Source organism: Pseudomonas oryzihabitans (assembly GCF_006384975.1).
In the GTDB taxonomy this organism is placed as follows: domain Bacteria; phylum Pseudomonadota; class Gammaproteobacteria; order Pseudomonadales; family Pseudomonadaceae; genus Chryseomonas; species Chryseomonas psychrotolerans_B.
Genome location: NZ_CP021645.1, coordinates 3,966,493 through 3,989,477 on the forward strand (window position 1 = coordinate 3,966,493; position 22,985 = coordinate 3,989,477).

The window sequence follows — 22,985 nt, forward strand, 5'->3', positions numbered from 1 at the left end:
TCTGTACGAATACTGCCGCGATCCCTGAAGGGACGGGCTGGACGGCCCACGGGCCGTCCAGCCGGGGTGTTTCCTTAAGCCTTGCTACCCTGCTCGTAGGAGTAGTGGTAGTTGCCATAGGAGCCGTAGTTGCTGGCTTTGCGTTCCACGGCGTTGAAGATCACACCCTTGAGCGGAATGCCGTTGAGGTCGAAGCGGCGTTTGGTCGCTTCCAGCTCCTTGACACTGTTCATGCCGAAACGGGCGACGATCAGGCTGGTACCGGCATGGCTGCCGATGATGCCGGCCTCGGTCACGGCCAGGATCGGCGGGGTATCGATGATCACGATGTCGTACAGCTCGCTGAACTTCTTCAGCACAGTGGTGAATCTCAGGCTCATCAGCAGTTCCGACGGATTCGGCGGGAACTGACCGCAGGAGACGAAATCGAGGCTGCCGACTTCGGTCTTCTTGATGGCGTCGTTCAGCGCGATGCGACCGCTGAGCAGATCGGACAGGCCGTCCTGCTGCTTGGTGCTCATCAGCTTGTGCAGGTAGCCCTTGCGCATGTCGCCGTCGATCAGCAGCACCCGCTGGCCGGATTCCGCGATTACCGCCGCCAGGTTCGAGGACACGAAGGACTTACCGACGCCCGGGCTCGGACCGGAGATCATCAGGATGTTGTTCTTCGCCTCGATCATCGCGAAGTGCAGGCTGGTACGCAGGCTGCGCAGCGCTTCGGTGCTCAGGTCGGTGGGATGGGTGAGGGCGGTCAGCGAGGACTCGCCCGGCTTCTTGTTACCCAGACCCTTGGCGGCATCCGCCTGGTTCTTGCTGAAGGGAATCGAGGCATAGACCGGCAGACCGATCTGCTCGATGGCTTCCGGAGTCTCGACACCACGACGCAGGGTATGGCGGGTATAGACCACGGCCAGGCCGACGATGGCGCCCAGGATGATGGCGACGGCGATGATCAGCGGCTTGTTGGGGGCGGACGGGTCATCGACGTTGGCGTTGGCGTTGTCGATGATGCGCACGCTACCCACGGTACCGGCGCGGATGACTTCCAGTTCCTGCGCCTTGTTCAGCATCAGCGCATAGGTCTGGCTGGTCACTTCGATGTCGCGGTTCAGACGCAGCAGTTCCTGTTGGGTTTCCGGCAGGACTTCGACGCGCTTCTGCAGCTTGGCGCGCTCGGCCTGCAGCTGGCCCAGCTGGCTCATCAGCGCCTGGTAGGCCGGGTGCTGACGGGTGAACTTGCGATCCATCTCGGTACGCTTGAGGTTCAGCTCGGAGATCTGGTTGTCCAGGGCCACGGACTGTTCCAGTACGCCCTTGGTCTCGCTGTCGATATCGACCGACTTCTTGTTGGTCTGATAGTAGTTCAGCGCGGACTGGGCCTTTTCCAGATCGGATTTCACGACCGGGATCTGGGCGCGCAGGAATTCCAGGCTCTGGGTGGATTCGGCGGCGTTGCGGTCGATGTTCTGCTGAACATAGATGTCCGCTACTTCCTGCACGATGGCCTGGGCGCGCAGCGGATCGGAATCCTGAATGCCGATCCCGATGATGCCCGACATCTTGCCGCGCTCACCGGCAACCAGACGACCCTGGTATTCCTGGATGGTCTTGGAGAAGCGCTGCTTCATGATGGTGAATTCGGTACCCGGGCGTGCCTGCAGGGTCGACACCTGGATCTGGTACCCGTCATTGCTCACCGGCTGGCCGAGGCTACCGTGCAGCACCACTTCTTCATCGTTGTTGAAGACGGTGAAGTTCTGGTTGTCCTCGACCTTCAGCTTCATCGGCTTGTCGAGGTTGCTGTCAGGCACTTCCAACTGGTCGATGACCAGCTTCTCGCCACCCCAGGCAAAGCTGTTCAGGCCCAGCAGGGGAGAGGCGACGTCGGTGTCGTTCTGCGGCTGGAAACGACGGGCGACGAAGTTGCCGATGATCGGGAAGTAGCGCGGCTTGACGACGATGTCCAGCTTGAGGTTTTCGATCGCCTTGCCGATCACCGAGCGCGACTTGAGCAGCTCGATCTCGGTCACCGCTTCGGGCATGGGCGGCGGCATGCCAGAGGTCTGATCAGTCAGGCGGGTCACGCCCTTCTTTTCCATTTCGATCTGGATCATGGCGTTCGACGAATACATCGGCGTCGCCAGGACGGCATAGCCGATACCAAGCGCAGCGAAGATACCGATGATCGACAATAGCTGCCATTTATAGTCGATGAGCATGCCGAAGAGTGCGGAGAAGTTGATGTCCGACTCGTTCTTAAGTTCGGGAGTAAAGCGAGGCATCGTAGTCATGAAATTCCTTCTTCCCTATTTGATGTATGGAAGCCAACTGTTTACACAGCGCGTCAAAAGTATGTGTACATTTTGGAACATCTCTTTAGAAAGGCGATAAGGGTCTGGTACTTCTTGATTGCTCAACCATTTCCCGATCAGAAAAACCTTACCCCTGACTTCAGGAGCAATACTTTCGACGGAGCGTGAGTGAAACTCTTCCATGGTCAAAATCAAATCTGCCTTGCGCAGCATCTCTGCATCCGCTTGGCGAGCTTTGTGGGTAGTGAAATCGATGCCGTTCTCGCGCAATACCTCCTGAGCGGTCTTCTCGATGCCATGGCCGACGAGCGCACGGATGCCGGCGGAGCCGACCTCGACGTCACGACCTTCCAGTGCCTTGGCCAGTAGTGCTTCCGCGACTGGGCTGCGGCATATGTTCCCTTCGCATACAACCAATATCGACTTGATCATTCTTCAAAACCTTCCTGTTGCCCGGACAACAGGTATTGACGGCAGATGTTCAAGCAATACCTGGTCCTCAGGATCACTTCCTGCCGGTGTCATTAAATTCAGGAGTCTCGGCTCCAGATCGTCGTCCTGAGGGACGGGTAATTAAAGCCCGTCGATCTCAGTATGCGTTCTTATTGATGAAGCCTTTGAACAGCGTAAGGAAGATGATCTTGACGTCCCACCAGAAAGACCAGTGGTGGATATAGTCCAGATCGAACTCGACCCGCTTCTGCATCTTGTCCAGCGTATCGGTCTCGCCGCGCCAGCCGTTTACTTGAGCCCAGCCGGTAATGCCGGGTTTCATCTTGTGGCGGAGCATGTAGCCCTGCACCAGCTTGCGGTACTGCTCGTTGTGAGCGACGGCGTGGGGACGGGGACCGACGATGGACATCTCGCCGCGGAGTACATTAATGAATTGAGGCAATTCATCGAGAGAAGTACGTCGTAAAAATGCACCGAACGGGGTGATCCGGGAGTCATTCTTGGTCGCCTGCGTGACCTTGGCCCCGTTTTCCATGACCTTCATGCTGCGGAATTTCCACACCTCGATCGGCTTGCCGTCCATGCCGTAGCGCTTCTGCTTGAAGAAGACCGGGCCGGGCGAGGTGATCTTGATGCCGATGGCGATGGCCAGCATGGGCAGGGAAATCATGGCCAGGATGATGGACGACAGCACGATGTCTTCGATGCGCTTAACGATGTGGCTGGCGCCGTCCATCGGGGTATCGAAGATGCTGATGCTGGGCAAGCCATCCAGGCTTTCGCTGCGGGCATGCAGCAGGTGGAACATGAAGATGTCCGGGATGATGTAGACGGAAGCCGTGGTATCGCTCAGCTCCTGCACCAGCCAGTTGATCTTGTTCTGATCGGCCATGCCCAGGGTGATGTACACCTTGTCGACCTGGCCCGAACGGACGTCCTGCATCAGGCGGTCGAGATCGCCGTTCAGGGTGGGGCTGGGCACGCCTTCTTCGCCGGTTTCCTGGTTGTCGCTGTAGAAGCCGGCGATGCGCAGGCCCATCCAGGGCGCCTTGCTGATGGTGTGCGCCAGACGCTGCGCCACCATGCCATTGCCGGCGATGGCGACGTTGCGGGTATTGATGCCGGCCTTGCGCAGCGAATGCATGAGCGAACGCAGCACTAAGCGGTAACCACACAGGGTGCCCAGGGTGAGACCGAGCCAGGTCTGCATCACGCCGGGCGAGAGATAGGATTGGTCGAAGAAGAAGTAGTCGACCATGAACACGGTAGCGAACGTCAGTACCCAGTAGGTGGCGATCTTGAGCAGTTCGTCGGTGACCCGCTCACCGCGCCAGGAGCCATAGACGTGATTCAGCTCCGTGAGGAAATGAAAGATCAGCAGGGAAAGGAAGATGATGACCCAGTGCTCGGGACGCATGCCGTGCTCGGACGCCCAGGTACCGGCCACGTAGGCGCTCAGGGTGATCACGGCGAGGTCGAGCAAGCGGTGCGCGAGCGATATTGCCGAGGAGTTCGTATGCAAAATGCCGCGTTCTTTCAAATTCATGGTTCCATCCTTGTGCCTGTACCGATGCACGAACTTTCAACTGGGCAAGCTGCTACCAGCGTCTGAATGTTCACTATGGCGGCGTGGGAGCGGTAATTGGTCACCGATCGCCAAGTGCCATGATGGCTGTAGCGTCGTTAGGACTCGGCACCGATTAAGAGGTTCACACGGTAGAGAAGGCGGGAAAGTGCTGTCGAGCTAGCCCAAATCAGGGCAAATAGCACGCCAGACGAACTGCGGGAGGGGAGAGGCGGGTGAGAAGAGCAGACTGCGTCACACTACGTGCGGACGAGAGGCACACTTCTTCGGCGTTTCGGGGGGACGAAAGGTAAATCCGGGCAGCGGGAGCACTCGAAACGTTCCGTCGGGTCCCAAAATAGGATGCGGAATCTGTGGAGTGCATCACCAAACAATGAGACAGCTCAAAGGCTTAGCGTCTTAGAGGCCAGTCCTTGGCCTGCAGAGCGACTCAATGACGCTGATGGGACTGGAAGCTGAAACGAGGATCGACTGGGAGGGTGGAAATCTTGGAATGCCAGGCCGAGTTTCTTGAGTGGTCATGCGAGAACAGCAAGAAAGACCAGCTGACGAGGAGGGAGGCAACCGCAAGCCAGGGCAATTGAGCTTGGGCGAAGGCGAGGCAACCGGCAACGCCGGTCCAAACGGGCAGGTAGTAGCGCATTTTTGTTATTCCTGCTTATTGCGAGATTGCAACCTAACTATTGTGCAGACTTTGTGAGAAGTCCATCACCAAAAGGCATTTTTTTCATTTCCTCCGGTAGATTCCGACAAACGTGCAGCCTAGAGCGGCTGTTCGATCAGGCCAGCGGGTCTTTTTCTGCTACCAGCATCAGATTTCTCGGTGTCAGGTCGGCCGCGCAAAAAGTCCCCAGTTGCACGGCATAGCCGCGCTGTTGCAGGAACAGCGCCTGGTCCAGCACCAGCCAGAGCTCCAGCGGACGTCGGAACAATCCCCTTACCAGTTCCAGGTTACGAACCTGTGCCAGGCGCTGGAAACCTTGCGCTTCCCAATGGGGCCAGTCGACGTCTCGCGGCAGTGTGAGGCCCTTGAGGCGCGCCAATTCCTGGCCGAAGGCCGCGAAGGGTTGCCGCAGCCACTGGACGGGTAGCGGCGGGGTGTTGAGGTAGGCATCGCGGCCGGTAACCTTACGCTGCAACAGATCGAAGCCCAGCCGCCGGGCCATGGACAGGTCCCGGTCGCGGCGGACGCGCTGGCCGCCGGTGACGGTTTCGCACAGGGCCAGCCGCAGGTCCTCGCGCTCCAGCTGCAGGGGGGATGCCTGGGCGACCTCGGATAGGGGGCCATAAAGAGGAGCGGCGATGCGGTCATAGCAGCAGGGCGCCAGCGCCAGTTGCCGGCACTCCCGCTCCACCGTCACGCGGAGCAGTTGCCGATGCAGGTCGCCGCAGGCATGCAGGGCGACCGGGGTGTCGCCGGTGCCGAGGTGGGCGGCGGGCAGGGGTTGGAGCACGTCTGCCTGCCGATGGCCTACCGGAGCCCGGACTTTCTGACTGAGTTGTTCGCCGGCGCTGACGAGGGCGTCATCCACTTCCAGGCACAGGGCGGGCGTGTCGGGTTGCGCCAGGCGTCGGGCCAGGTGGCCCTTGCCCGCGCACCAGTCGACCCAGCGCTGCACGGGTCGCTGGAAATTCAGTTTGCTGCCGAAGGCCTCGATCTGCTGCCATTTCCGCCCGGGAACGGCGACATCCTGCCGCTCCAGCGGCGGAGGCATGACGATCTCCGCGAGTTCAGCGACCTGGGTCAAGGCCCAGGCGGCTTGCGCCAGCGAGGAAAAGGGTTCTGGCGCGGCGAGGGTGTGGGGCGCCGTGTGCACCGCTTCGGCATCTGCCAGACTGCGGGCGCGTAACCAGGCGGCCAGCTCCGGATAGGTCGCCTCCCACGGCAGTTGCAGTTCGACGAAGGGTCTTGGGCGCCACAGGTCCTGATGCTCGGTGAGGAAAAGGTCCAGGGCGCGGAAACGATCTATGAAGGCGTCGGCTTGCATGATGACGGTGGGCAGTGGCGAAGGGGCAGTGAAGCGGAACCTGTCCTCCTATTGTCGCTGGGCCCGGGCATCCATGGATATCGAAATTTCCCGAGCGACCGGTGCCCTGTGCCAGGTCTCGAATGGCCCGGCGCTTGCCTGTTGATCGACACCCGGGCGAGTGGCTGGCAAGGCGCAAACGAAACTGCCGGCTTCAGGCAAAGGTAATATCAAGCCGGTAGTCTGGGGCCGATCTTTCCATCGATCGAGAGTCGGATGGGTGAATCGATTTATCTTAAAGCCGGACATCCGGTCGTGTGACCTCTACCTGTCGCGCTAACATTGCCTGTCCGGTATATCCCTGAAGGAAAATTTCATGAAGCCAACCTCCCCGCACAAGCTGCGTCTAGCATTCAGAGCCCTGCTGAAATCGGAAAGCTGCTACCACACGGCCTCCGTGTTCGATCCCATGTCGGCGCGTATCGCCAACGACCTGGGCTTCGAGATGGGCATCCTGGGCGGGTCGGTGGCCTCCTTGCAGGTGCTGGCGGCGCCGGATTTCGCCTTGATCACCCTGAGTGAATTCGTCGAGCAGGCCACCCGGATCGGTCGGGTCGCACGGCTGCCGATCATCGCCGATGCCGACCATGGCTACGGCAATGCCCTCAACGTGATGCGGACCATCACCGAGCTGGAGCGCGCGGGTGTGGCGGCGCTGACCATCGAGGACACCGTGTTGCCCGCGGGCTACGGGCGCAAGTCCACCGACCTGGTGAGCGTCGAGGAGGGGATCGGCAAGATCAAGGGAGCGTTGGAGGCCCGTATCGACGAGGCCCTGAGCATCTTCGCCCGGACCAATGCCACCGAGCTGAGCACCGAGGATGTCATCGCGCGGGCCAAGGCCTACGAGGCGGCGGGTGCGGATGGTATCTGCATGGTGGGTATCCGGGATTTCGACCATCTGGAAGAAATCACCCAGCACCTGAGCGTGCCGGTGATGCTGGTGACCTACGGCAATCCCCAACTACGGGACAACGCCCGTCTGGCGAAGGCCGGGGTACGGGTGGTGGTGAACGGCCACGCCGCCTACTTCGCCGCGATCAAGGCCACCTACGATTGCCTGCGCGAGCAAAGACACATCAACGCCTCGGACCTGTCCGCCTCCGAGTTGTCCACCAAGTACTCGACCTTGCAGGAATATCGCGCCTGGGCGCGGGACTTCATGGACGTGAAGGAGTAGCGATCAGGCGGTATTCAGCGAGCTCGGTTGCAACCCCTTGCTCGGGAAGGGCGTGACGATGTCGAGATCCAGGTCGGTGGGCAGGTGCAGGGCGGCCACGCGGGCTTCGACGAAGGCGCGCATCTCCTGGCGGAAACGCTTGATGGCGAAGCGTTCGGCGTTGTGTCGGCAGGCCTGCTGGCTGATGGGCGTTTCCAATGCCTCGAATTGGCGCACGGCCGCACACAAAGACGCCACACTCTGTTCGGGATAGAAGACTCCCGTGGGATGTTGCACATCCAGCCCCCGGACGGTTTCCAGCACCCCGCCGCGGCCAAAGGCGATGACGGGCGTGCCGCACGCCTGGGCTTCGATGGGCGTGATGCCGAAATCTTCCTCCGCCGCGAAGACGAACGCCCGGGCTCTCCTCATGTGATCGAGGAGGCTATCGAAATCCTGATAGCCGAGCAGGGTGACGTTGGGGCCGGCGACTTCCTTGGCCTTCTCGAATTCGGGTCCGGCACCTATCACCACCAGCTTCTTGTCGGGCATGGCGCTGAAGGCTTCGACGATCATGGGCATCCGCTTGTAGGGCACCATGCGTGAGGCGGTCAGGTAGAAGTCGTCCTTGCCGCCAGCCGGGGTGAAGCGGCTGATGTCGACGGGGGGATAGATGACCTTAGCCTCGCGGCGATAGGCCTTGCTGATCCGCCGGGCGATGAAGTGGGAGTTGGCCACGAAGGCATCCACCCCCGCCGCGGTGCGCTGATCCCAGATGCGTACGTAATGGAGGATGATGCGCGCCAGCTTGCCCTTCAGCCCGGTATTGAGGCCGGCTTCCTTGAGATACTGGTGCTGGAGATCCCAGGCGTAGCGGATCGGCGAATGGACGTAGCTGATGTGCAGCTGGTCCGGTCCGGTCAGGACGCCCTTGGCCACGGCATGGCTGCTGGAGATGATCAGGTCGTAGCCCGACAGGTCCAGTTGCTCGATGGCGTGGGGCATGAGCGGCAGATAGGTCTGATAGCGCTTCTTGGCTTGCGGCAGTCGCTGGATGAAGGTCGTAGTGGCGTGCTTGCCCTTGAGGTGGGCCCGATCTTCATCCGACAGGAAGTCGATCACGCTGAACAGGTCGGCCTCTGGCCAGATCTCGAACAGCTCGGCGAGCACGCGCTCTGCGCCAGCAAAGGTTACCAACCAATCGTGGACGATGGCGATTTTCATGTCGTCTTCCTTAAGCGAGAAATGAAATCAACGGCTGGTGCTGATTCATGAAGTGCTGGTTGTTCTGGTCACGGCATAGCCCCAGGGCAGCCGGGTGATCTCGATGCCGTCCAGCGTGCGGTCGAGTTCGGGCAACGGGATGGCTGGGTTGGGGGCCGGCTCGGGCTCCCCTGGTGAGGTCTCGGTGGTCAGGTCCGCAGAGGGGACGTCTCGGCCTGCCCTGGCTGTGCGTGTCTCTTCCATGAGTGCTCTGGGTTCTGGGGTTGGAGTGAAATCGAGCGCGCTCCACCTTCATCGCGGGCGGCGTCGAGCCGGTCGTATCAGGCGGCCTTGGCCGCGGTTTTCGGTGCTGCGGCCAGGGCCGTATCCAGGAGTTCGGAGACCTTCCCGGCGGAGGCTTTCCAGCTGAAGCGCTGGGTATTGGCCAGGCCCTTGGCCTTGAGCGTCTCTCTAAGCCGCGGGTCGCGCAGGATGGTCAGCATCGCCTGGGTGATGCTCGATGCCTCGTAGGGATCGAAGTAGAGAGCGCTGTCCTGCAGGACTTCCGGCATGGAGGCGGTATTGGCCGAGATCACCGGGCAACCGCAGGCCTGGGCTTCCAGTGGCGGAATGCCGAAGCCCTCATAGAGCGAGGGAAAGACGAAGGCCGTGGCATGGCGGTATTGCTGCGCGAGCGCCTGGTCGTCGATCCTGCCGAGCAGCTTTACCCGGCGATCGCGGGCCGCCAGGGTCGCCAGATCGCTCTGGCCGAAGACGGCGTGGCTGTCGCCGACGATGCGCAATTCGACAGCGAGGTCCGGCGGCAGCGCGGCGAAGGCTGCCAGCATCCGCGCGAAGTTCTTGTGATAGCTGGGCGAGGAGACGGCCAGCAGATAGGGCTTGCCCGCCGCGGCAACCGGGCCATCCAGGGTGAAGGCCTCGGCGACGGCGTTGGGCACGACGGTGATCGAGTCGCCTGGATACCGATAGAAGCGCGAGATTTCCGCCTTGGAGAATTCACTCACGGTGATCAGCGAACGCGTGCGCCTGAGCAGCAGCGGAATCAGGCAGCGATAGGAGGTGCGGAATTTCCAGGAATAGCTTTCCGGGAAGCGCACGTAGTTGATGTCGTGGTGGGTGGCGATCTGGTTGGCGTAGCGCAGCGGCGCCGTGCTGCACAGCGAGAGCAGCAGGGGATTGCCCTGGGTGCGCAGCCAATTCGGCAGGTCCCATTGCTCCCAGCGCTGGCCCTGGTGGGTGCCGATGATCTCGATGTTCAGGCGCTTGGCGACCTCCGGCCGCACGCTGCCCGGCGGGGCGACGAAACGCAGGTCGCCTCTCAGCTTCGCCAACTCCAGCGAGATGCATTCGGCGAAGCGTTGGACGCCGCGAAGGTCCTGGGTGATGAAGCGGGAATTGACGATGATCATGATTCTGCCCGTGGCCTTGAACCTGTGGCTCAGTTGGAAAGCTGCGTCTGTGCGGGGTGAAGCGTGCCGGCGGCGCCGTGCCGGGCCTGGCCCAGAACCTGTTCGAACAGGCGGTGATAGTCATCGAGCATGGGTTCCAGGCTCAGCAGCGGCGCCACCGCGCTGCGGCTGAGCAGGCTCAGGCGTTGCCGCAGTTCGGCGTCGTCATGCAGACGCTGCAGGGCCCGGCCCAGGGAATCGCGGTCCGCGGGATTGCACAGCAGGCCGTTCACGCCGTCCCGGACGATTTCCGGCAAGCCGCCCATGCGGCTGGCGATGACCGGTTTCTGGAAGGCGCAGGCCTCGACGGCGACCATGCCGAAGGGCTCGGCCCACAGCGAGGGCACCACGAAGACGTCGATGCCGCTGAAGAAGTCCTGGGGCCGCTGATAGCCGACGAAGCTGACCCTGCTGGGATCGGCCATGGCCTTCAGTTGCTCTTCGTAGGCGAGCTGGCCCTTGCCGGCGATGGTCAGGGTGGCGTTGAGCGACAGGCGCTGGAACTGCTCGATCAGCCAGCCCACGCCCTTGTTTTCCGACAGGGTACCCAGGTAGCCGAAGCGCAGGGGGTTGCCCGCGGGAGACGGTGGCAGCGCCTCATGATTGCCGTCGATGAGGCTACTGTTATGGATGACCTGGGCCGGGACGCCTTGGAAGTAGCCCTTGTCCCGGATCGTTTCCAGCAGGTAGCGGCTGACCCCGACCACCGCATCCACCTGGGCGGATTGCGCGGCGTGGGGCCGGCGCAGGGCCGCGCAACTGCCGCAGCGCTGCTGGCAGCTCTGGCCCTTCTTGAACAGGGTGTTCTTCGGGCACAGCAGGTACATGTCGTGCAGCACCTGCACGAGGGGCGTGCCGCTGGCGCGGATTTCGTCCCAGGCCGACACCGACCAGCCGGACAGGTTGTGGCACACCACCAGGTCCGGCTGTTCCCGTTGCAGCACCTCCCGCAGGGGCGTGCGCATGGATTTGTTGTATTGGTCACGGAAGTGCCAGCCGAAGCGCGCCAGCGGACCGGGCCGCTGCTGGGTCAGGGGCCAATAGAGATTCTTCAGGCCGGCGCGATAGACCCGCACGCCATTCACCTGCTCCTGCACAAGGCCCGCTTCGGGCCCGGTGACCAGCACGCAGACCTCGTCGCCGCGCTGCTGGAAGCCTTCCACGCTGCGTTGCAGGATGAGCTCCGCCCCACCGCCCACATGGGGTGGATAGAAGCTGTTGAGAAAGAGCAGTTTCATAGCGGATAGCTACGGTTGATACCCAGCGCCCCGGTCTCGCCGTCCTGCACCGCCTGGCGGATCAGGGCCAGGCGCTGGCGACTTTGCTCATCGCGGGCGAACAGCTTGAGCAGGGTATGGAAGACGTAGCGGTTGAGGCTGTACATCGGCTGCGAGCGGGCCCAGACGTTCTTGTCGAACCAGGCCTGGTTGCGCGCGGCGTAGTAGGCGCGGAAGTCCGAGCCCGCCTTCAAGTAGTTCTGATAGACATTGCTGGTGTTCTCCTTGATGTTCCAGGAGTGCTCGAGTTCTTCGAGTTCGGCGCCGGTGACCATGAACAGCTTTCCGCCGGCCTGGGTGATGCGATAGGTGTACTCGGTGTCGTCGGAGTAGAGCACCAGCTCGCGCAGCGGCAGACCGATCCGCTCGTACAGGCTGCGGTGGGCGAGCATGCCGCCGTAGGGGGCGAAGGGCAGTTCCACCAGGGCGGCCGGGGTACCCCCGCGTGGCCGGCCCCAGGGCAGGCGGCGCCAGATCTTGTAGGGGATGCGCGCCACGTGGAAGCCGAAGTAGCTCGACCGCGGCTGGGTGATCATCCTGGTGGGGATGCACTGGGCGATGTCGGCCTGCTGGGTGGGCCGATAGCCGAGCACGGCGACCTTGTCCTGGCCATAGCGGGTGGCGAGAGCGTCCAACTGCCGATGCAGCACGTCCAGGGCGTCGCCTAGGGGTGCGTTATCGTCGTCCATCATCCAGATGTGGGTGGTCTCGCTGGCCAGAGCGGCTTCCAGCGCCACGGCGTAGCCATTGGCGGAGCCGGTGTTCTCGCTCAGGGCGATGACCTTAACCTGGCCGGGCCAGCGGGCCTCCAGGCTGTCCAGCGCGACCGTCGCCGCGTTGCTGACGACGATGACCTGGTGGACGCAGCGCTCGGCCAGGGCACGGCTGACGAGTTGTTCCAGATAGCAGAGGCGATTGCCGTAGGTGACGGTAACGACCGTGGTTTTGCAGTGCATGGGAAAGTCCTCCGAGAAACCTTACGGTCAGGCGCGTAGCCGTTGGTTGGCGGGGGTGGCCGCCGACAGTTGATCGAGGGCAACGCTGACCCGCTGCTCGCGCTGCAGGATGCGCAGCAGAATGATGGCCCGCTCGTTGCCATCGGGGCTGAGGAAGACGGCGTCCATTTCCAGCTCCGGGCTGTACTGGACGCGGACCGCCGCGCCTGGCTGGTGCGCCGGCGGCGCCTCGACCGGGGTGGCGAGCCGCTGGCGGATGGCGTCGATGATGTCCTCGCCCACGGCGGTCGGTTGGGCGCCGAAGCTGACGATCCGATTGACGCCGCGGGTCGAGCGAATCGGGTACCAGTTGTCGTTCACGTCATTGAGGTGAATGAAGAGGTAGCCCGGAAACAGCGATTCCTGGGTGGCGACGCGGCTTCTGCCCGCCGCCTGGCGCTCGCGCTGGGGCCGGAAGCAGACGAAGCCTTGGCGGCTCAGGTTCTCTTCGGCCCGGACTTCCTGATTGGGCTTGGTTTGCACCAGGTACCAGTGGCTGGAGCGAGTGGCGAGCGTCATGGGCTGAGGTCCTTCTCTGGGAAGCCGAGGGGCAGGGCGGTACGTCAGGTACGGGGGCCGTATTCGTAGTAGCCGTAGGCACCGTCGTCTTCGATGGCCATCGAGGCCTTGCGCTGGACGCCGTTCAAGATGGCGCCCTTGATGGTGATGCCGTTCTGGGCGAAGCGGCGCCGCGAGTTCTCCACCGCCTTGAGGGTGCTCTGGCCGAAGCGGGTGACCAGCAGGGTGGTACCGGCGAGGCGGCCCACCAGGGCGGCGTCCGTCACCGCCAGGATCGGCGGCGTATCGACGATCACCAGGTCGTAGAGGCTGCCTACTTCGTCCAGCAGGCGGGAGAAGTTAGCGTGCATCAGCAATTCGGAAGGATTCGGTGCCGCCTGGCCGCAACCGATGATGTCCAACTGGGCCACGCCGCTCGGCAGGATGGCGTCGCGCAGCTTGCTGCGCCCGGTCAGGACTTCGGACAGCCCCGCCTGCGGCTGCAGGCCGAACACCCGGTGCAGATAGCCCTTGCGCATGTCGGCGTCGATCAGCAGGACGCGCTGGCCGGACTGGGCGACCACCGTGGCGAGGTTGCTGGAGACGAAGGACTTGCCCACGCCCGGGGTCGGGCTGGAGATCATGATCACCCGGTTCTTGGCTTCCAGCATGGCGAAGTGCAGGCTGGATCTGAGGCTGCGCAGGGATTCCACCGCCAGGTTGGCGGGTTGCACCACGCTCAGCAGCAGGGGTTCGCCGTGGCGGGTCTTCTTCTTCAGGCGCCGGTTCAGCCGCTCCTGGTCCTTGGTGAAGGGCAGGGTGGAATAGACTGGCAGACCGATCTGCTCGACGGTATCGGGATTCTCGATGCCTTTCTGGAAGGCCTGGCGGACGAAGACCACGATGACCGAGGTCACCAGGCCCAGCAGCAGCGACAGGATCAGCGCGATCTTGCGGTTGGTGGCCGGCTCGTCGAGGTTGACGTCGGCGTTGTCGACCAGGCGGACGTTGCCGATGGTGCCGGCGCGGATGATGTCCTGTTCTTGGGCCTGGTTGAGCAGCAACTGGTAGGTCTGGTTGGTGACCTTCATGTCCCGGTTCAGGCGCAGCAGCTCCTGCTGGGTACTGGGCAGGGCTTCTACCTTGCGCTGCAGGCTGCGCTTCTCCACCTCGAGTTGTTCGAGCTGGTTCAGCAGGGTCTTGTAGGTCGGGTGATCGCGGGTGTAGAGACGATCGTATTCGGCCTGCTTGAGCTTGAGCTGGGAGATGGAGGTGTCGAGGGCGACGATCTTGTCCAGGACCGCCTTGGTCTCCAGGCTGATGTCCACCGAGCGACTGTTGGTCTGGTAGTTGTTGAGCGCGGCCTCGGCGCTTTCCAGGTCCTTGCGTACCCCCGGCAGCTGGCTGCGCAGGAAGTCCAGGCGCTGCGCCGCTTCCGCCGAGCTGCGCTCGACGTTCTGCAGGACGTACAGGCGGCTGATCTCGGCCAGCACGCTCTTAGCCAGGTCGGGATTCTCGTCCGCCAAGGACAGGTAGATGATGCCCGACTCCTTGCCGGCCTCACTGGTCTTGATGCGGTTCTGGTAGAGCTGCGCGGTGGTGATGACGCGGTTGCGTGTCACCTTGAATTCGGTGCCGGCGCGCGCCGTCAGCGTCTTGATCTGCACGCGATAGCCGTTGCCGGTCGCCAGCTGGCCGACCTGGCCTTCCAGGACCGGCTGCTTGTCCTTGTCCAGCAGCCGATAGCGACCGTTGCTGCCGGCCACCACCGTCAGGGGCTCGCCGTACATCTCGTCCGGCACGTCGAGCTGGAAGACATCGATCTTCTCGCCACCCCAGGCGAAGCGGCGCAGTTGCGGCCAGCTGTCCGCCAGTTGTCCGGGATGATCGGCATCGTAGGTGCGCCAGAGGTAATGGCCGATCAGCGGGAAGAAGCGCGGCTTGGCCTCGATGTCCAGGCGCAGGTTCTCCACGGTCTTGGCGAGCACCGCGCGTGACTTGAGCAATTCGATCTCGGCCACCGCCGGCGACGCCGAGTTGGGCCGCACCACGGTTTCCGCGACGGCGGTGAGGGCGTTCTTCTTGGGTTCGATCTGGATCATGGCCCCGGCGACGTATTGCGGGGTGGACAGCACGGCATAGGCGATGCCCAGGGCCAGGAAGCCCCCGGTGATGCCCGCGATCAGCTTCTTGTGATCGAGCAGCGTGAGCGCCATCGTCTTGAGGTCCAGGTGTTGTTCTTCGTGTTGTTCGAACGAAGATCGCTGCATGGCGGTCATTGGGGTCCCTTCCTAGTGGCTGGATACGTCGCAGTAGGAAAACTGCTATGGGTTGATTCAGTAGGTGACGCGCTTGGGGGCGAAGCGGCGGCCGGTGTTGACCGCTATGTTGCACACCGCCCGCGCCAGCGCCTTGAGCTTCTGTGCTGGCGGAATCGAGGACAGCGACAGGCTGAGCACCTGGCGCAGGAAGAAGATGTGCAGGTCCCGCTCGCCCAGCCGGTAGTAGTAGTTGGCCAGGCAATACTGGGTGTGCAGATCCATCTGCAGGCGCTTCTGGCTGGCCCGCATGGAAAAGATCCCGCCTTCATGGACGCGGTAGGCGGCCGGGCGGATCTCGGCCATGAACTTGCCCTTGCCGTGGGCGCCCAGCAGCGACCACCAGACGATGTCCATGAGCGCGGCGGTCTGCAGTTCCGGTGGCAATTCACGCAGCACGTTGCGGAAGCAGGCCGTCAGGGTGGACAGCGGCAGCGCCTTCTTCAGGTCGGTTTCGCTGCGGTCGAAGTGATCACGACCGTCGAAACGCTGGGGATTGACGATGCCCTGGCTGTTGAAGGCATAGGAGGCATGGAAGGTCAGGGCGTAGTCGCGGTTGGCCTCCAGGAAGTCCACCTGCAGTTGCAGCTTGCGCGGATCGTTCCAGTAGTCGTCGCCTTCGCAATAGGCGATGTAGTCGCCACGGGCCTGCTGGAACACCGGCATGCCATAGGGTTTGCCCTGGCTGTACTGGTTTTCCTCTTGCAGGATCAGGCGGATCAGCCGGGGATAGCGCTGTGCGTAGTCCCTGAGGATGTCCCGGGTGCCGTCGGTCGAGACATCGTCGTTGATGATGATCTCGAAGGGAAAGTCGGTCTGCTGGCGCAGGAAGCCGTCGATGGCCTGGGCGATGTAGTCGCGGTGATTGAAGGTCAGGCAGACGATGCTGAGGACGGGCCGAGTGGCGTCGGTCGGCCAGCGTTTCATGATGTCTGTTTCGGTCCGAGCGTCCATGTCAGATACCTGCTTTGTAGAGGTGGGAAAACAGGCGCGTACGGGTCTGTTTCGGTGAACAGAGCACGTAACCCAGCGCCACCAGCATCAGGGTCAGGCCCCCGCTCAGGGCGAGGGTGGCCAGGATGGCGAACCGCTCCTGCGGTTGAATCTGTTGGTACAGCAACTTGCTCAGGCCCACGCCGAGGGCGGTCACCACCACGGCCACCAGCAGATCCTGGTTCCAGTAGCGCTGCAGATTCGGCGCGAAGCGGCCGTGGATGATCGCCGGCCAGATCACGAAGGGGATCAGGCGCATGCAGAACCAGGCCAGCGCCGCGCCATAGGCGCCGTAATGCAGGACCACCAGGATCACGATGGGCACCGAGATGACCGCCGAGACCAGGCTGTACCAGACGTGCAGGCGCAACTTGCCGTAGGCGTACTGCAGGTAGAACTGGAACTGGCTGAGCGCCAGCAGCGCCGCGCCCAGGGCGTACCAGAACAGGATCGGCTCGCTCCAGTGGGCGGAGACCCGGTCGCCGGTCCAGGCATAGACCAGCGCCTCGCCATGGAAGGCCACCATGGCCGCCAGGGGCAGCAGGATGGCGAAGGCGAAGCGGGCGGCGTTGCGGTAGAGCCGTTCCAGCTCCAGCGCCTGGCCCTGGGAGACCAGCACCGTCATGCGCGGCAGTAGGGCCTGCACCAAGGGGTTGGTCAGGGTGACGATGCCGGTGGAGATCAGCGCCACCAGGCTGAAGTAGCCGTATTCGGCGAGCGGCAGCGCCTTGGACAGCACCAGCTTGTCGAGCTGGGTCAGGGCGATCCACAGGATCGAGGTGAAGGACATGCTGGCCGCGAAGGGTACGATGGGCTTCACCCGTTGCCAGTCGAAGCCGCTCCACCACGCGGGGTTGGGCAGCAGGCGATAGGCCTTGAGCGCATAGACCAGCATCTCGAACACGGCGACGCAGGCCTGGAACACGAAGAAGTCCAGCGGCTCCTGGGAAATCCACATCACCAGGATCAGGCCGCCGAAATAGCGCACCGTGGCGATCAGCACGTTGACCAGGTTCAGCCAGCCATGCAGCTCGACGCCCTGGACACCGCTCTTGTACAGCGTCGACAGCAGGCGAAAGGCGATCATCAGCCCCATCAGGCCGATGCAGTGGGCCACGGTTGCCTCGGGCAGCCCCTGGACGTTCAGCCAATGCCCCGCCATCCACGCCGAGTTCAGCTCGATGGCGACGAAGGCCAGGGTCGCCAGCGGAATGAAGACGAATTCCAGCGACCGCAGCAACTGGCCACGGGTACGCCCGGCGCCCGTCTGGCCACGACCATGGGCGACATCCCGCACCAGGGAGGCGGAAATGCCGACGTCGAGGAGTTGCAGCCAGGTCTGCAGCACGGCGAAGAAGCCGATCAGACCGTAGGTTTCAGCGCCCAGATGGCCAAGGTACAGCGGCTGGATCAGGATGCCGATCAGCAGCGCATAGGCCTGACCGGCATAGTTGATCAGGGTGTTGCGCAGCACCGACACTTTCGCGGGACGGGTCATGGGAGAGGGTCGGCCAGGATCAGGTTAGCGCGGGAGAGGAGTCGCCGGGAAAGTCCCAGCTCGGCAATAGCTGTGCCGGCGTGATGAGCGCCCGCAGGGATTCCAGGCTGGTCTTTTTCTGCTGTACCGAGAGCAGGGTCTCGAGCAGCAGGTCCTGGGTGGTCTCGGGCAGATCGGGATAGATGGGCACGCAGAGGATGCGTTGGCTCAGCTTGCGCGAGATCGGCTTGATCACCTGGGGTTGCAGGTAGTCCAGCGTCTCCAGCGACGGATAGAAGTAGCGGCGCGGATTGATGCCGACGGCGTTCAGCGCCTGCTTGGTGTCCAGCAGCGCCGTCTCGTCGCGCAGGGCCACCGGGAAGTAGCTGTAGTTCAGCTGGCTGCTGTAGGTCGGCCGTTGCAGGTCGAAGGTGCCTTGCAGGCGTGCTTCATAGTACCGGCCGATGCTGGCGCGGCGAGCCAGGATGTCTTCCAGCTCATCGAGGATGCACAGCCCCATGGCGGCGGATACCTCGTTGAGCTTGGCGTTGATGCCCATGCCTTCGATGCGCTCGGCATCGACGATGCCGAAATTGATCATGCGGCGGACGCGTTCGGCCAGCTCGTCATCCTCGGTGATGATCGCGCCGCCCTCGATGGTGTGGAACAGCTTGGTGGCGTGGAAGCTGACCGTGGTGATGTCGCCCCATTGCAACACCGAGCGGCCTTCGTAGCGGGTGCCGAAGGCGTGGGCGCCGTCATAGACCACCTTCAGGCCGTGGCGCTGGGCGACCTGCTGCAAACCCTGGACATCGCAGGGGTTGCCGAACACATGGGTGGCGACGATGGCCGAGGTATCGGGCTCGATCACCGCTTCGACATTGGCCGGGTCCAGGTTCCAGGTTTCCGGGTGGATGTCGGCGAAGATCGGCCGGATCCTTTCCCAATGCAGGGTGCTGGTGGTGGCGACGAAGCTGAAGGGCGTGGTGATGGCGCTGCCGGTCAGCCCGAGCGCGCGATAGGCGACCTGCAGCGCCAGGGTGCCGTTGTTGACCAGGATGATGTTCCTGACCCCCAGATAGTCGCGCAGGCGCTCTTCGAGCTGGGCGTGCAGCGGACCCTGATTGGTGATCCAGTTGTTGGCGTAGATCTTGTCGATGTACGCCTTGAAACGTTCCTTGTCACCCAGATAGGGCTTGGTCACATTGATCATGATCCGGTACCTGCTTATCGAGTCCTTGATAGGTGTCGGTGCGGTCAGGCGTGTTCGACGACCGCATCGCCCGCTTGCCGGAAGGTCGCGCCCGGCTTGTCCAGGCGGTCGAGCACCGATTCGAGGGCCTCGCGACTGGCATCGTTGTGGAACTGCCAGACCCCGTAGATGCGCCCGGAGAAGGACGCCTCGCTGCCCAGCCGCGGATCCACCGCCAGGCCCGAGCCGAGCCCGAAGAGATGCAGGCCCTTGAGGCGCTGGCCATGCTGGTCCAGGGGGCAGCCGGCGGCGTCGGAGTCCAGGCCGCCGCGCAGGGTTCGCAGCGACAGCGGACGACCGTCCTCGCCGCGCAGTTCGGGCAGGATCGGCTGGTAGCCCAGGCCCTGTACCAGCAGGGCGGCGTTGTCGAACAGCCGCTGAGCACGTTCGAGCCGCTCGTGACTGCCATCCAGCTGCAGCGTGTTGACCTTGACCGGCGTACCGCCGATGCCCTGCCCGGCGAGGACCTGGCGCCCGATCTCGTGGGCCCGGTAGCGCAGGCCGCCGGAGCGGTTGACCCGCTTGGAGATGGGGCAGATGTCCTGCATGGGATCGAAGTCATAGCCGGCGGCCAGGGCCTCGGCCGCCGTCTCGTAGAACAGCCGGATCGGCGAGCGATGGACCAGCGTCAACTCGCGCAAGCCGTCGTGATGCAGGGCGCTGGCCAGATTGTCCAATGCGGAGAAGGCGCTGTGGGAGCCACCGACCACGCAGATGGGGCCGCCATCCTTGAGGTGGGCGCGATAGCGCTGGCGCAGGGCTTCGGGTTGCAGGCGCAGCAGGTTGTCCGAGCTGTCGATCGGCGCACGCTGCGGCAGTTGCAGGCCCATGGCCTGGGTACCTTCGGCGAAGCTCTGCCGCGTCTGCTTGCCACCCAGGTTCAGGACCAGACTGGAGGTCCGCACGCGTCTGATGGCCCCCGCCTGTTCGAGCCAGACCACATAGCTCGACCCCTCGCAGGTGACTTCGGTGATACGGGTCTGGCGCCAGGTGGGAATACCGTACTGACGTTCCAACCAAGGCAGCACCAGGGCGGCGGCCTGCTGGAAGAGCTGGCCGACGATGGGCAGCGCCGGTGCCTCCTGGGCATTCAGCTTGAGGTGCCTGTAGGTGGGCGAAGCGTGCAGGGGCGCCAGGATGGGGGCCAGCAGCGGATCGCGTAGACAGTCGAGAAAGACGTCGCTCACCGAGTTGGCGATGATCTGGTAGTCGCCCAGTTTGCCAGCCCCTAGTTCGGTGCCGGCATCGACGATGATGGTGCCGGCCTGGGCGAGTTGTTCCACTGCGCCACGCTTGATGGCATTGAACAAAAATCCCAAGCCTGCCGGGCCTGCGCCACCAATCAAACATCCCAATGTCGATTCCGATAGATCATTCCGTGTCATCGGGCCCATCCTCTGTATGCGCTGTCGAAGCGCGAGTTGAAAGTTGAAACTAAGTTCTTGGGTGCCCGGCAGTGACAAATAAAAGCCAAGGGTCGCTGGTTAGACGTATCTATTAAGAAACCGAAATTTGGCTGCCGGTCGATTGGGCAGGATTAATAGCGAGACCCTTAGTCGTTATTACAAAGCGCTTGCGTCAAGAACTGAATGGAAGATGTTTTTTATTGTTGATCGCGAAAAGACGCGTTCCTGTCATGCCGCCGTTTCGCGCTGGGCCGTGCCATCCTGCATAGGGCAAGGGATGTCATGACTGACTGCTGCACGGCACCGCGAAAGCGAGAGAGTGGAGCTACAAGAGGCTGAGAGAGGGCTGGCTGACATCCGTGTGCTCCTGCAAGTGCTCGCTTGGCTGGTCAAAGCCCTGTCCTTGAACGCCGTTCACGCATGGCTACCGCACAGGTTTACCGTGTTGGAGTGGCGAGCCATTCGCAAGACATGGCTACCGCACGGGTTTGCACCTGGACGTTGTGAAACGGAAGTTGGGTTACCGATATCAAGGCCTGCTGAGATGAATAACAGGCACTTGAACGATCATCGGCGAGACGCAAAGGAGGGGGAGGTTATTGCATCTTCCCTGACCTATACGGCAGTAGACTCAGCGCGCAATCCCAGCGCTACCACGAGTCAGGGGCAATGATTGTCAAAAGGTTTTGTACTGTCAACGCGAGGTCGGACGAGGGTGTTTGTCAGGCGAGACGGCTATTAACGACCTTGTTCTTGAATAATCGCCGGGTAAATGAGGCTTGCTTGGCAAAACTCGTTTGGTTATCAAATTTTTAGTGAAGGGCGTCGCAAAGAATGAGCGAAAAGCTAGCAGAAGTGTGACGAGTATTTTGGTGATTGGTTAACGGAATAGTCGAGGCGTATGGACGCTTGGCGAGGCCGCCGAAGAGCGTTCGCGGCCCGCGGTAAGACTTATCGTTTTGCTACGGATGACCAGGCCGCCAGCAGCTCCGGCAACTCGCTCAACGAACGGATCTCCGCATCCGGTTGCCCCGTGCCCTGCCAGGCCGTTTGCAGCGGATTGAACCAGACCGCGCGAATACCGGCTTGCTGCGCGCCCTGGACGTCATCCACCGGGTTGTCGCCGACATGGACGGTGGCCTCGGCGGGAATGCCGGTGAGCCTCAGTGCCTCGCGAAAGGGCATGGGGTCGGGTTTGCCGATGCCGAGTTGCTCGGCATTCAGGGCGAAGCGGAAGTAATCGGCCAGGCCGATGGTGTGGACATCGGCATTGCCATTGGTCAGGACGCCCAGGGTATAGCGGTCGGCGAGCTGTTCCAGCGTCGGATGGACGTCCTCGAACAGGGTGACCTGCTGGCGGGCCGCCAGGTAGACGGCGAAGCCGGCCTCGGCCAGTTGGGCCGCCTCGGGCTCCACATAGCCGGCATCCAGCAGCGCCTGGTGGATGACGCGCCGGCGCAGTTCACTGACGCGATGCTTGAGGCCGGCATCCTGGTGCAGGAGTCGGTCGCGGATCGCCCAGAGGTGTTCGACCGGGACACTCCCCAACCGCGGCGCGGATTCGGCGAACCAGTCGCGCAGCAGGGCTTCGGCGGAATGGATGACGGGCGCGATTTCCCAGAGGGTGTCGTCGAGATCGAAGGTAACGAGGCGAATCGTCATCGGCTAACCTTGCGCTTGGCGCGGGGATGGGCTTTGTCGTAGACCTCGGCGAGCTGGCCGAAATCCAGGTGGGTATAGATCTGGGTGGTGGCGATGTCCGCGTGGCCGAGCAGCTCCTGCACGGCGCGCAGATCGCCGGAAGCGCTGAGCATGTGGCTGGCGAAGCTGTGCCTGAGCATGTGTGGATGCAGGTGCTGGCCCAGTTCGCGGACGCCGGCCTCGCGGACCCGCAGTTGCACCGCCCGTGGCGTCAGCCGCAGGCCGCGCTGGCCGATGAACAGGGCATCGTCGCGCGGTGCCGCCTGGGTTCGTACCTTGAGCCAGGTGTCCAGGGCGTCGCGCGCCTTGCTGCCGATGGGCAGCACCCGTTCCTTGTTGCCCTTGCCGCGCACCTGCACCAGGCCCTGGGCCAGATCGACATCCGCAAGGTCCAGGCCGACCAGCTCGGACAGGCGCAGGCCGGAACTGTAGAACAGCTCCAGCAGGGCCTGGTCGCGCAGGCCGAGGAAGTCGTCTTCCACGGCGCCATCGAGCAACTGCATGGAGCGGTCGACGTCGAGCACCTTGGGCAGCGGCTTCTGCGCCTTGGGCGGCGATAGCCCGTGCGCCGGGTCCTGGCTGCAGTGGCCCTCGCGGATCAGGTAGAGATAGAAGCCGCGACAGGCGGAGAGCAGCCGGGCGAGGCTGCGACTGGAGGCGCCGGCCCGGTGCAACTGGGCGATCAGGGCACGCAGCCGCCGACCGTCGAGCGCGCCCCAGTCAGCCATGCCTTCGGCTTCGGCGAAGGCCAGCAGCTTGCGCAGGTCGCGGCGATAGCCGTCGAGGGTATGGGGCGACACCTGGCGCTCCAGGCGCAGGTGATCGAGATAGGCGTCGAGCTGGACCTGCATGCTCCGCTC

General features: G+C 63.0%; 18 protein-coding genes. 1 reads left to right on the forward strand and 17 read right to left on the reverse strand.

Annotated elements, in window-relative coordinates:
- Window positions 1–74 precede the first annotated feature (74 nt).
- The 5 genes from CCZ28_RS17800 to CCZ28_RS17820 form a co-directional block, all read right to left on the reverse strand.
- Window positions 75–2,291, reverse strand: a complete 2,217-nt coding sequence (locus tag CCZ28_RS17800; protein WP_140220137.1) for a polysaccharide biosynthesis tyrosine autokinase — start codon at window positions 2,289–2,291, stop codon at window positions 75–77.
- Window positions 2,292–2,306: 15 nt separating this feature from the next.
- Window positions 2,307–2,744, reverse strand: coding sequence for a low molecular weight protein-tyrosine-phosphatase (locus CCZ28_RS17805; protein ID WP_074529110.1), 438 nt, complete (start codon window positions 2,742–2,744; stop codon window positions 2,307–2,309).
- A gap of 157 nt (window positions 2,745–2,901) precedes the next feature.
- On the reverse strand, window positions 2,902–4,311 hold the full coding sequence (locus tag CCZ28_RS17810; RefSeq protein ID WP_140220139.1) for an undecaprenyl-phosphate glucose phosphotransferase: 1,410 nt from the start codon (window positions 4,309–4,311) through the stop codon (window positions 2,902–2,904).
- A 469-nt stretch (window positions 4,312–4,780) separates the two neighbouring features.
- Window positions 4,781–4,993 (reverse strand): hypothetical protein, encoded by a 213-nt coding sequence (locus CCZ28_RS17815; RefSeq protein WP_140220141.1) that lies wholly within the window; start codon window positions 4,991–4,993, stop codon window positions 4,781–4,783.
- A 136-nt stretch (window positions 4,994–5,129) separates the two neighbouring features.
- Window positions 5,130–6,338 (reverse strand): methyltransferase, encoded by a 1,209-nt coding sequence (locus CCZ28_RS17820; protein ID WP_140220143.1) that lies wholly within the window; start codon window positions 6,336–6,338, stop codon window positions 5,130–5,132.
- 355 nt (window positions 6,339–6,693) lie between these two features.
- On the opposite strand from CCZ28_RS17820, the gene CCZ28_RS17825 reads away from it, so the two are divergent.
- On the forward strand, window positions 6,694–7,557 hold the full coding sequence (locus tag CCZ28_RS17825) for an isocitrate lyase/PEP mutase family protein (RefSeq protein WP_140220145.1): 864 nt from the start codon (window positions 6,694–6,696) through the stop codon (window positions 7,555–7,557).
- 3 nt (window positions 7,558–7,560) lie between these two features.
- On the opposite strand, the gene CCZ28_RS17830 is transcribed toward CCZ28_RS17825, so the two are convergent.
- The 12 genes from CCZ28_RS17830 to xerC form a co-directional block, all read right to left on the reverse strand.
- Window positions 7,561–8,760 (reverse strand): glycosyltransferase family 4 protein, encoded by a 1,200-nt coding sequence (locus CCZ28_RS17830; RefSeq protein WP_140220147.1) that lies wholly within the window; start codon window positions 8,758–8,760, stop codon window positions 7,561–7,563.
- A 320-nt stretch (window positions 8,761–9,080) separates the two neighbouring features.
- Window positions 9,081–10,169, reverse strand: a complete 1,089-nt coding sequence (locus CCZ28_RS17835) for a glycosyltransferase family 4 protein (RefSeq protein ID WP_140220149.1) — start codon at window positions 10,167–10,169, stop codon at window positions 9,081–9,083.
- A 29-nt stretch (window positions 10,170–10,198) separates the two neighbouring features.
- Window positions 10,199–11,446, reverse strand: a complete 1,248-nt coding sequence (locus CCZ28_RS17840; protein WP_140220151.1) for a glycosyltransferase family 4 protein — start codon at window positions 11,444–11,446, stop codon at window positions 10,199–10,201.
- Window positions 11,443–12,441 carry a glycosyltransferase gene (locus tag CCZ28_RS17845; protein ID WP_140220153.1) on the reverse strand — a complete coding sequence of 333 codons (999 nt, stop codon included), beginning with the start codon at window positions 12,439–12,441 and terminating at the stop codon, window positions 11,443–11,445. Before CCZ28_RS17845 ends, CCZ28_RS17840 begins: the two co-directional genes overlap by 4 nt.
- 27 nt (window positions 12,442–12,468) lie before the next feature.
- Entirely contained in the window at window positions 12,469–12,999 is a 531-nt protein-coding gene (rfaH, locus tag CCZ28_RS17850) for a transcription/translation regulatory transformer protein RfaH (protein WP_140220155.1), read from the reverse strand.
- Window positions 13,000–13,043: 44 nt separating this feature from the next.
- Entirely contained in the window at window positions 13,044–15,257 is a 2,214-nt protein-coding gene (locus CCZ28_RS17855; protein WP_140220157.1) for a polysaccharide biosynthesis tyrosine autokinase, read from the reverse strand.
- A 57-nt stretch (window positions 15,258–15,314) separates the two neighbouring features.
- On the reverse strand, window positions 15,315–16,250 hold the full coding sequence (locus tag CCZ28_RS17860) for a glycosyltransferase family 2 protein (RefSeq protein ID WP_140220159.1): 936 nt from the start codon (window positions 16,248–16,250) through the stop codon (window positions 15,315–15,317).
- A 1-nt stretch (window position 16,251) separates the two neighbouring features.
- Window positions 16,252–17,787, reverse strand: coding sequence for a lipopolysaccharide biosynthesis protein (locus tag CCZ28_RS17865; RefSeq protein ID WP_140220161.1), 1,536 nt, complete (start codon window positions 17,785–17,787; stop codon window positions 16,252–16,254).
- A 19-nt stretch (window positions 17,788–17,806) separates the two neighbouring features.
- Complete coding sequence (locus tag CCZ28_RS17870; RefSeq protein WP_140220163.1) at window positions 17,807–18,979, reverse strand: DegT/DnrJ/EryC1/StrS family aminotransferase; 1,173 nt, start codon at window positions 18,977–18,979, stop codon at window positions 17,807–17,809.
- A gap of 44 nt (window positions 18,980–19,023) precedes the next feature.
- Entirely contained in the window at window positions 19,024–20,337 is a 1,314-nt protein-coding gene (locus CCZ28_RS17875) for a pyridine nucleotide-disulfide oxidoreductase (protein ID WP_240795178.1), read from the reverse strand.
- Window positions 20,338–21,375: 1,038 nt separating this feature from the next.
- Window positions 21,376–22,086, reverse strand: coding sequence for an HAD family hydrolase (locus CCZ28_RS17880; RefSeq protein ID WP_140220167.1), 711 nt, complete (start codon window positions 22,084–22,086; stop codon window positions 21,376–21,378).
- Window positions 22,083–22,976, reverse strand: coding sequence for a tyrosine recombinase XerC (xerC, locus tag CCZ28_RS17885; protein WP_140220169.1), 894 nt, complete (start codon window positions 22,974–22,976; stop codon window positions 22,083–22,085). Before xerC ends, CCZ28_RS17880 begins: the two co-directional genes overlap by 4 nt.
- Window positions 22,977–22,985 lie beyond the last annotated feature (9 nt).